At 68.9% G+C, this 2998-nt stretch carries 3 protein-coding genes; all 3 read left to right on the plus strand.

The features are described 5' to 3' along the window. The first annotated feature begins 109 nt into the window (after nucleotides 1–109). Nucleotides 110–991 carry a lipid-binding SYLF domain-containing protein gene (locus CCS01_RS00150; RefSeq protein WP_104516827.1) on the plus strand — a complete coding sequence of 294 codons (882 nt, stop codon included), beginning with the start codon at nucleotides 110–112 and terminating at the stop codon, nucleotides 989–991. 123 nt (nucleotides 992–1114) lie between these two features. Further along, nucleotides 1115–1609 (plus strand): YcgN family cysteine cluster protein, encoded by a 495-nt coding sequence (locus CCS01_RS00155; RefSeq protein WP_104516828.1) that lies wholly within the window; start codon nucleotides 1115–1117, stop codon nucleotides 1607–1609. Beyond that, nucleotides 1603–2523 carry a dihydrodipicolinate synthase family protein gene (locus CCS01_RS00160; protein ID WP_104516829.1) on the plus strand — a complete coding sequence of 307 codons (921 nt, stop codon included), beginning with the start codon at nucleotides 1603–1605 and terminating at the stop codon, nucleotides 2521–2523. The genes CCS01_RS00155 and CCS01_RS00160 overlap by 7 nt, the downstream gene beginning before the upstream one ends. Nucleotides 2524–2998: the final 475 nt, after the last annotated feature.

A 2998-nucleotide genomic window follows, 5' to 3' on the forward strand; every position in this document is an offset into this window, starting at 1 on the left:
GATCATCGGGCGGGATCACGTTGGCGCCGTTGCGCCCGAGCGGACTCGCATCGACTCGGCCAACCGGCGTATGGGAATTCGATTCGGGGAAGCAGGGAGTTACAATCGTATGATCCGATTCCTGGGCGTGGCCGCACTGGCCTTGTTGATCGTGCAACAGACAGCCTGCTCCGCCACCCAGGGCGAGCAGCAGACCCTGGTGGACCGCGCCACCCTGACGGTGCAGGAAATGATGACCAGCAGCGTCTCGCAGGATCCCAGGCGGGTGCTGCCCAAAGCCAAGGGCGTGATGGTGTGCCCGCGCATCTTCAAGGCCGGTTTCTTCTTCGGCGGCGAGGGCGGACGGTGCGTGCTGCTGGCGCGGGCGGGCAACGGCACCTGGTCCTATCCGGCGTTCTACACTATCGGCAGCGGCAGCTTCGGCTTCCAGTTCGGCATCGCCGACAGCGAGTTGCTGCTGCTGATCCTGACCGAGAAGGGCCTGAACGCGGTGCTGGACAGCCAGCTGAAGCTGGGCGCGACGGCGGGCATCGCGGTGGCCACGTTCGGCGCCGGCATCAGCGGCTCGACCACGACGGCGATTGGCGCGGACATCGTCGCCTTCGCGGCGTCACGCGGGCTGTTCGGCGGCGTGGCGCTGGAGGGTAGCGTGATGTCGTCGGATACCCTGTGGAACCAGTTGTATTACGGCCAGCGCTTTGCCGCGCGGCAGCTTGTGATGGAGATGCAGGGTTCCAATCCCGGCGCCGATCCGCTGCGGGAGATCCTGACCCGATACGGCTCCCGGACGGCAGGCCCGGCGCCGGCGCGTGGGCCGCAACAGTCGGGTTATGCGCCGGCCTACCCGCCTTACCGGGCACCGCCCGCGCAGCAGCCGCCGGGACAGGCGCCCTATCAGCTTCCCACCCAGCTTCCCACCGGCAGCCAGGGCTACCAGCCGCCGCCGGGTGAGCGGGGACCGGTGCAGGAACAGAACCTGCCGCCGCGGTAGCGCCGGACGCGTCAGGGCCCGTCCGCCGATCCCGCGGCGGCCGGGCCTGGCGGATGGCGCTCGCGCGGGCTGCCCCCGGCCCTGGCTGGCAAAGCGCTCGCCCAGCCTGTAGGGTGTTCCAGCATGGACATGCCATTCTGGAAGACCAAGCGCCTGCACGAGATGACCCGCGAGGAATGGGAATCCCTGTGCGACGGCTGCGGCCGCTGCTGCCTGCACAAGCTGCGGCATGAAGAAACCAACGAACTCTCCTTCACCAATGTCGCCTGCCGGCTGCTCGACCTGGAGACCTGCCGGTGCAGCGACTATGCCCGCCGCCAGCGGCGGGTGCCGGACTGCGTCGGCCTGACGCCGGAGGCGCTGGCGGAGATCGACTGGCTGCCCCCCACCTGCGCCTATCGCCGGCTGCGCGACGGGCAGGACCTGGCGTGGTGGCATCCGCTGGTGTCCGGTGACCCCGACACCGTGCACCAGGCCGGGATCTCGGTGCGCGGGCGGGCGGTCAGCGAGCGGCGGGCCGGCGCGCTGGAAGATCACGTCGTGGACTGGCCCGGCAAGGCACCACGGGCGAGGCGGGCCAGGCAGAACAACAATTCCAGGGAGAAAACAGAATGCTGAAGGACGCCCTGTACGGCGGGATCAATGCCGCCGTGGTGACGGCGATGAACGACGACCTGTCGATCGACCTCGACCGCCTGGCGGCGCATTGCCGCTGGCTGCTGGCGAATGGCTGCACCGGCCTCGCCGTGCTCGGCACCACCGGCGAGGCCAACAGCCTGGGCATCAATGAGCGCATGGCGGTGCTGGAAGGGCTGGTGGAACGCGGCATACCGGCGGCGAAAATGCTGCCCGGCACCGGCACCACGGCGATCACCGACACGGTGCTGCTGACCCGCCATGCCGAGGCGATGGGCTGCCGCGGCGCCCTGCTGCTGCCGCCGTTCTACTACAAGAATCCCTCCGACGACGGGCTGCTGGCGTATTTCAACGCGGTGATCCAGCGGGTCGGCGGCGACATCCGGATCTACCTGTACAATTTCCCGCAGCAGTCGGCGATCCCGTTCTCGGTGGATTTCATCGCGCGGCTGCTGAAGACCCATGCCGGCAAGGTGAAGGGGATCAAGGACAGTTCCGGCAACTACGAGAACAGCCTGGCCTATGTCGAAGCCTTCGCCCGCGACGGGTTCGAGGTCTATGCCGGCGATGATTCCCTGCTGCAATCACTGCTGGCGAAGGGCAGCGCCGGCAGCATCACCGCGGCCTCCAACGTCGCCTGCGCGCTGGGGGCGGAGGTGTGCGCGAACTGGGACAACGCCGCCGGCGCCGCGGCGCAGGCGGTGCTGACCGCGACGCGCCGGGCGGTGACCTCGGTGCCGCTGATCCCGGCGCTGAAGGCGCTGGTGGCGCGCAACACCGGCGACGCGCGCTGGCTGAACATCCGCCCGCCGCACCTGCGGCTGACCGAGGCACAGGCGGCGACGCTGTTCGGCGCGTTCGATGCCAGCGGCATCCGGCTGGCGAAGGCGGCCTGAGGCGGAAAAGGATGTCCGCGGCCTGACCGGCCTTGCGCACCGGGAGGCGTTGCCTGGGGTGCCGAGGCGTCCGAATCCTTCCGGGGGATGCCGCTTGCAGCCAGGACCAGCCGGACACGTCATCGGGGGATCGGGCTGTCGATCCCAAAACAGTCCCCGCTGGCGCAGGCCAGTAAGTATCCCCCGGCAAAGTCGGGGGCCTCATGGTGTTGGCCGCTCAAAGCGGACCATGACGCGGAGGGGCCAGTGCCCTAAAAGCGCTAATTTGGCTCGGCGTGAGGCACACTCGTTCCCACCACGTCGTGGTGGGCGAAGGCCCACCATCCACGCCTTTTGCCGAAATCAGCACTGCCAGGCGTGGATGGCGGGCCTGCGCCCGCCATGACGATGAAGGAACGCCGTTGTCCCGTCCCAACCGCCCTGCGGTCTGCTGTAGCGCTTATGGGCCAGTGCCCTGCCCCCCAGTGCCCTGCCC

Source organism: Rhodopila globiformis, from assembly GCF_002937115.1.
GTDB classification, from domain to species: Bacteria; Pseudomonadota; Alphaproteobacteria; order Acetobacterales; family Acetobacteraceae; genus Rhodopila; species Rhodopila globiformis.

Coding starts and splice junctions, on each gene's coding strand:
- CCS01_RS00150 (WP_104516827.1), top strand. CDS start 110: ATGATCCGATTCCTGGGCGTGGCCGCACTGGCCTTGTTGATCGTGCAA.
- CCS01_RS00155 (WP_104516828.1), top strand. CDS start 1,115: ATGGACATGCCATTCTGGAAGACCAAGCGCCTGCACGAGATGACCCGC.
- CCS01_RS00160 (WP_104516829.1), top strand. CDS start 1,603: ATGCTGAAGGACGCCCTGTACGGCGGGATCAATGCCGCCGTGGTGACG.